Source organism: Streptomyces sp. LS1784 (assembly GCF_020103755.1).
In the GTDB taxonomy this organism is placed as follows: domain Bacteria; phylum Actinomycetota; class Actinomycetes; order Streptomycetales; family Streptomycetaceae; genus Kitasatospora.
Window position 1 is genome coordinate 1 of record NZ_JAHSQD010000535.1, and the last position, 5680, is coordinate 5680.

General features: G+C 73.9%; 7 protein-coding genes and 1 pseudogene. 5 read left to right on the forward strand and 3 right to left on the reverse strand.

Annotated elements, in window-relative coordinates; all coding sequences use genetic code 11:
- Window positions 1-251 (forward strand): hypothetical protein (locus tag KS423_RS36930; protein WP_224284114.1); only part of this gene is annotated, 251 nt, incomplete at its 5' end.
- A gap of 120 nt (window positions 252-371) precedes the next feature.
- Here the strand turns inward: KS423_RS36930 and KS423_RS36935 are convergent.
- Window positions 372-932 carry a DoxX family protein gene (locus tag KS423_RS36935; protein ID WP_224284115.1) on the reverse strand — a complete coding sequence of 187 codons (561 nt, stop codon included), beginning with the start codon at window positions 930-932 and terminating at the stop codon, window positions 372-374.
- 211 nt (window positions 933-1143) lie between these two features.
- Between KS423_RS36935 and KS423_RS36940 the strand changes: the two genes are divergently transcribed.
- Window positions 1144-1776 (forward strand): MarC family protein, encoded by a 633-nt coding sequence (locus tag KS423_RS36940; RefSeq protein WP_224284116.1) that lies wholly within the window; start codon window positions 1144-1146, stop codon window positions 1774-1776.
- 19 nt (window positions 1777-1795) lie between these two features.
- Here the strand turns inward: KS423_RS36940 and KS423_RS36945 are convergent, their stop codons facing one another.
- The gene (locus KS423_RS36945) at window positions 1796-2335 is read right to left on the reverse strand and encodes an NADPH-dependent FMN reductase (protein ID WP_224284117.1); all 540 of its coding nucleotides are present in this window, start codon (window positions 2333-2335) and stop codon (window positions 1796-1798) included.
- Between the two features lie 52 nt (window positions 2336-2387).
- Entirely contained in the window at window positions 2388-2849 is a 462-nt protein-coding gene (locus KS423_RS36950) for an Lrp/AsnC family transcriptional regulator (protein ID WP_224284118.1), read from the reverse strand.
- A gap of 189 nt (window positions 2850-3038) precedes the next feature.
- Here KS423_RS36950 and KS423_RS36955 point away from each other — a divergent pair, with 189 nt between their 5' ends.
- From KS423_RS36955 to KS423_RS36965, 3 genes and pseudogenes are all read left to right on the forward strand, one after another.
- Window positions 3039-3869: a tryptophan 2,3-dioxygenase gene (locus tag KS423_RS36955; protein ID WP_224284119.1), complete on the forward strand. Its 831-nt coding sequence runs from the start codon at window positions 3039-3041 to the stop codon at window positions 3867-3869.
- Between the two features lie 98 nt (window positions 3870-3967).
- Entirely contained in the window at window positions 3968-5194 is a 1227-nt protein-coding gene (gene kynU, locus KS423_RS36960) for a kynureninase (RefSeq protein ID WP_224284120.1), read from the forward strand.
- A gap of 120 nt (window positions 5195-5314) precedes the next feature.
- Window positions 5315-5680, forward strand: a pseudogene (locus tag KS423_RS36965) (hypothetical protein); the annotation flags it as partial.

Below are 5680 nucleotides of genomic sequence, written 5' to 3' on the forward strand. Positions count from 1 at the left end.
CGGCCACCGAGGCCAGCGCCGAGGCGGCCGAGGCCGCGGCGCTCGCGCCCTTCTCCACCGCGGCCGCCGCCGAGGAGGCCACGCTCTGCGCACTCTTGCCGGAGGAGCAGCCCCCGAGCGCCGCCGCGCCGGCCACCACCGCCGCCAACACCCCTGCCACCGCACGCCATTGGTGGCGCAGCGGTGGCGCGTCCAGGTCCTGTGCGGTCGCCCTCGGCGGGCGCGGCGAGCTGGTGCGGGTGAGTGGCTGACGGTCCATGCGGTCCCTCGTTTCCGGTCGGCGCCGGGCTACCCGGCACACCTCCCCGCCCACCCTCCGAGAGCCGCAGGACCGCCGCCAGCAGGGCTGCTGCCTCCGGGTGAAGCGGCTGCTACGAGAGCCCCGACCCCTCCTGCTCGTCCGCGTCCACCGCGGCCCGCTCCTCGCGCAGCCGCACCAGGTGCCGGCGCCGCGAGACCACGCCGTACGCCCCGGCGACGCTCCCCACGAAGGACACCAGGCCGACCCACGGCCGGTCGAAGACGTGGCCGGTCAGGTGGTCCAGCGAGTACCGGCCCGCGCCGGCCAGGCCGATCGCCAGCCCGGTCGCGCCGAGGAAGGCCGGGTACTCGTAGCCGCCGGACATCGCGAAGAAACCGGCCGGCGCGTGCACCGACACCGCACCCGCCATCGTCCCGGCCACCATCGCGCCGGCCGCCGGGGTGGCCAGCCCGGCCACCAGCAGCGCGCCGCCGCCCGCCTCGCCGAGACCGGCCGCGAGCGCGCTCTGCCGGGCCGGGTGGAAGCCCATCTGCTCCATGGCCTGGGTGGTGCCCTCCAGGCCGCCGCCCCCGAACCAGCCGAACAACTTCTGGGTGCCGTGCGCGATCAGCACACCCCCGACCGCGCCGCGCAGGGCCAGCAGGCCCAGGTCCTTACGGTTCAGGCACATGTCGCATCCTCGCTTCCGCGGCAGAGTGGCCTGCTCGGTGGCAGCCCTGCCTCCATAGCACCCGAGAGCGCCCGCCCCTTCGAGCCGGGACCGCCATCCGGGCGAATTCGCCCGCGACCAGGAATGAACCGCCCGGCGAGGAGATTCACGCCACGCCCGGTCGCGGGGCGTGGCGGACCGGCCGCCCGGAGGCCCACGGCATGCTTGGCTCATGTTCGTCTTCAACCTGAGCAGTGCCTTCATCACCTTCTTCGCCGTGGTCGGCCCGCCCAAGACCCTGCTGTCCTTCGCCCGGCTGGCCGGGACCAGGAGCAACCGGGAGCTGCGCCGACTGGCGGCGCTGAGCACGGCCATCTCGGCGGTGATCGGCCTGGTGCTCGGCTTCGGGGCCGACGAGCTGACCACCCTCTTCCACATCAGCGACCAGTCGCTCCAGCTCGCCGGCGGGGCCATCTTCTTCGTCTACGCCGTCGCCCTGGTCTTCGGCGTCCACCTCGGCGGGGAGGGCGACGAGGACGAGCACCTGGCGAACCCGCTGGTGGACGGCATCCGCGAACTGCTGCTGCCGTACATCGCCAGCCCGCTCGCCATCACGGCCGTCCTGGTCGCCTCGCTCAACCAGGACAACTGGGGCTGGAAGGCCACCGTCGCCGGGGCGTACGTGGCCGTCGCGGTGATCAACTACCTCTGCGTGGCGGTGCTCGCACCGCTGATGCGACGCACCCACCGCACCTCGCTGGAGGTGTTGTCCCGGCTGCTCGGACTGCTCCTGGCGGCGGTCGGCATCGAGCTGTTCCTGGAGGGCCTGGCCGGGCTCGGGGTGCACCTGCCGGAGGGACACTGAGCCCGGGGCCGGGCGGCGGTCAGCCCGCCGCGAGTCGGGCCAGCACTTCGCCGATCCGCTCGCGCACCGGCGCGTCGGCGACCAGCCCGTCCGGGCCGACCGCGCCGCGCTCCAGCGGAAGCCGGACGCAGGCCTCGTCCAGCACGGCCGCGCCGGTGTAGCCGAGGACGGTGCGCAGGGTGGCCTCGGCCCCCAGGCCGCGGCCCGGGCCGGCGGCGTTGATCCAGGCGGTGGGCTTGTCCGAGATCTCGACCCCGCCGACCGTCCAGTCCAGCAGGTTCTTGAACGCGCCCGGCAGCGTCCCGGCGTACTCGGGGGTGCAGACCAGCAGCGCGTCGGCCGCCTCGATCGCGGCCCGCAGCGCGGCCACCGGCTCCGGCAGCGGGTCGGTGTCGTGGTCCGGGTTGAAGTGCGGCAGCCCGGCCAGTCCCTCGTAGTACGTGGTCCGCAGGCCCGGGGTGGCCGCGGCCACCGCGGCCGCGGTGCGCAGCACGGTCTCGTTGGTGGAACCGGCCCGCAGGCTCCCGGGCAGCAGCAGGATGTGGCGCTCGTTCGGCATGCCGGGCAACCTACTCCTTGACGCCCGCGTCAAGGCCAGTCGCCCGCCGCGGTCAACGCGGAACCACCGGCCGCCAGGGCACCGGGCTGGAGAGGATCATCGAGCTGGACGGCTGACCGTAGCTGCCGAGCCGGTCGCACACCGCCTCGAACTCGGCCATCGTCGACACCGCGACCAGCAGCACGCAGCACGCCCCGCCCGTGACCCGGTGCAGCTGGACCACCTCCGGCCAGGTCGGCACGTCCGGGTCGCGCAGCACGCAGCGCGGGCCGTAGCACTGGATCTGGACCAGCGCGGTGATCGGCAGCCCGGCCCGGGTGAGGTCCACGTGGGCGTGGTAGCCGCTGATCACCCCCTCGGACTCCAGCCTGCGGACCCGTTCGGCCACCGCGGGTGCGGACAGGCTCACCCGGCGGGAGAGTTCGTTGTACGAGAGCCGGGCGTCGGCCTGGAGCTCGGCGAGCAGGCGGCGGTCGACGGCGTCCAAGGCGACCTCCCGGGTGGTCGGGATCAAGGGATTTCCATTCGTAAAGCGAACCGGCGGAACGCCTCGCGAACAAAAGCTCCAAAGGCGGTTGCGATGCCCGTCGACCATTCAAGCGGGCGGCACCTACGCCGCACAATGGGCACCCGGTGGAACCCCGCAGTCCGGCTGGTTCACCGGACCGGGCGACGGGGCCCGGAAGGATCAGGAGGAGTCGGGATGGGGCACGACACGGTGGAGACACCCAACCTGTCGTTCGGTCGGGGCGAAGCGCCGGGCCGGGGCACCCCGTACGCCCAGTACGTGCGCCTGGAGGAGCTGCACGGCCTGCAGCACCCGCGCAGCGAGGAGCCCGCCGAGCTGTCGTTCATCGTCACCACCCAGGTGATGGAGCTGCTGTTCGACCTGCTGCGGCACGAGTGGACGCTCGCCCGGCAGGCGCTGCGCGAGGACGACCTGACCGCCGCGCTGACCGCGCTGCGCCGGGGCACCCACGTGCAGGACGTGCTGGTGGAGTCCTGGGACCTGCTGGCCACCATGACCCCGCACGAGTTCAACTCCTTCCGCTCGCTGTTCGGCGAGGCCTCCGGCTTCCAGTCCGCAGCCTTCCTGCGGCTGGAGTTCCTGCTCGGCAACAAGAACGCCGCGCTGCTGAAGATGTACGACGGGATGCCCGGCACGCAGGCCGAACTGACCGAGGCGCTGCGCTCCCCCGGCCTGTACGACGAGGCGCTGGCGCTCCTGGCGCGCCGCGGCCTGGCCCCGTACCGGGCACCCTCCGAGCAGCGCTACCAGCCGTCCGCGGAGATCGAGGCGGCCTGGCGGCGGGTGTACACCGACCCGGAGTTCGCCGCGCTCCAGCCGCTCGGCGAGGCCCTGCTGGACGTGGCCGAGCGGGTCACCCGGTGGCGCCAGCGCCACCTCTGCGCGGTCAGGCGGACCATGGGCGGCAAGCCCGGCTCGGGCGGCTCCAGCGGGCTGACCTGGCTGCGCAAGTCCGCCGAGCAGGACGTGTTCCCGGAGCTGTGGACGATCCGGGACGGACTGTGACGGCACGGATCGTGACGGGACGAACCGCGGCGGAACGGGCAGGAACAGAGCGGGCAGGAACGGAGCAGGCTGTGAGCGAGGGGAACGAGGGGACGGGCATGACCACGCGCGAGGACTGCGCGGCGCTGGACGCCGTCGACCCGCTGGCGGCGTTCCGCAAGGAGTTCGCCCTGCCGGACGGGGTGATCTACCTGGACGGCAACTCGCTGGGCGCGTTGCCGGTGCGCACGCCCGAGCGGGTGCGCCAGGTGGTCGAGGAGGAGTGGGGCCGGGAGCTGATCCGCAGCTGGAACGACGCCGGCTGGTTCGAGCAGCCGTACCGGCTGGGACGCCGGATCGCGCCGCTGATCGGCGCCGGTCCGGAGGAAGTGGTCGTCTGCGACACCACCTCGGTCAACCTGTTCAAGGTGCTGTCGGCCGCGCTGCGGCTGCGCCCGGGCCGGCACACGGTGCTCGGCGACGCAGAGGCCTTCCCGACCGACCTGTACATCGCCGAGGGCGTGACCGGCCTCGTCGAGGGCGCGCGCAGCGCGCTGATCCGCCCCGAGGAGCTGGACGGGCACCTGGACGGGGACGTCGCCGCGGTCGTCCTCTCGCACGTGGACTACCGCACCGGCGAGCTGCTGGACATGCCCGGGATCACCGCCCGGGTGCAGGCCGCGGGCGCCCTGATGATCTGGGACGTGTGCCACTCGGTGGGCGCGCTGCCGGTCGGACTCGACGCCGCCGGCGCGGACTTCGCGATCGGCTGCACCTACAAGTACCTGAACGGCGGCCCCGGCTCGCCGGCCTTCCTGTACGTCGCCGAGCGGCACCTGGCGGCCGGCCCGCTCCAGCCGCTGAGCGGCTGGTTCGGCCATGCCCGGCCGTTCGCCTTCGAGCCCGGGTACGACCCGAAGCCGGGCATCGGCCGGTTCCTGACCAGCTCGCCCTCGCTGCTCGGCCAGGCCGCCCTCGGCGCCTCGCTGGACGTCTGGGAGCGGGTCGACCTGGCGGCGGTGCGCGCGAAGAGCCTGGCGCTGACCGACCTGTTCGTGTCGCTGACCGAGGGCCTGGACGGCGTCGAGGTGGTGACCCCGCGCGAACACGCCCGGCGCGGCAGCCAGGTCGCGCTGCGGCACGCCGCCGGCTACCCGGTGGTGCAGGCGCTGATCGAGCGCGGGGTGATCGGCGACTTCCGCGCGCCGGACCTGATGCGCTTCGGCTTCACCCCGCTCTACCTGTCGTACACCGAGGTGTGGGACGCGGCCCGGCAGCTGGCCGAGGTGCTGGAGAGCGGCGAGTGGCGGGCGGAGCGCTTCTCCCGCCGGGGCGAGGTGACGTAGCCGGGGGCCGAGGCCTTCGGCCCCCGCCGTGACGCAGCTCATCTCCGCGCCGAGTTCGACCGCCGTCGCCCTTGGGGAAGCTTCCGACTGACGGAACGTCACACCCTGGGGAGGTCGTGCGTGAACCTCGAAGTCGGCCCGCTCAAGCCCGAACCGGCCCCGCTGATCCTCGGCCTGGCGCTGTTCTTCCTGCTGCTGTGGACGCTCGGCCGCCATCTGCTCCCCCGGATCGAACGGGTGCAGTCCGAACGCTGGGAGGCCACCGAGGGGCGCACCGAACGCGCCGAGGCCCTGCTCGCCGAGGCCGAGGCCACCTGGGAGGCCCGCCTGCGGGAGCTGGCCGAGGCCCGGCACGAGGCGGCCCGGATTCGGGAGGAGTACGCCGAGCGCGGCGCGGCGGCGATGGCCGCGGCCCGCGCGGAGGGCATCCGCGACCGGGACGAACTGCTCGCCACCGGCCGCGCGCGGATCGCCGCCGACCGGGCC

What these genes read in the sequence shown, in the direction of transcription:
- KS423_RS36935 (WP_224284115.1), bottom strand. Translation starts at nt 932, where the DNA reads ATGTGCCTGAACCGTAAGGACCTGGGCCTGCTGGCCCTGCGCGGCGCG.
- KS423_RS36940 (WP_224284116.1), top strand. Translation starts at nt 1,144, where the DNA reads ATGTTCGTCTTCAACCTGAGCAGTGCCTTCATCACCTTCTTCGCCGTG.
- KS423_RS36945 (WP_224284117.1), bottom strand. Translation starts at nt 2,335, where the DNA reads ATGCCGAACGAGCGCCACATCCTGCTGCTGCCCGGGAGCCTGCGGGCC.
- KS423_RS36955 (WP_224284119.1), top strand. Translation starts at nt 3,039, where the DNA reads ATGGGGCACGACACGGTGGAGACACCCAACCTGTCGTTCGGTCGGGGC.
- kynU (WP_224284120.1), top strand. Translation starts at nt 3,968, where the DNA reads ATGACCACGCGCGAGGACTGCGCGGCGCTGGACGCCGTCGACCCGCTG.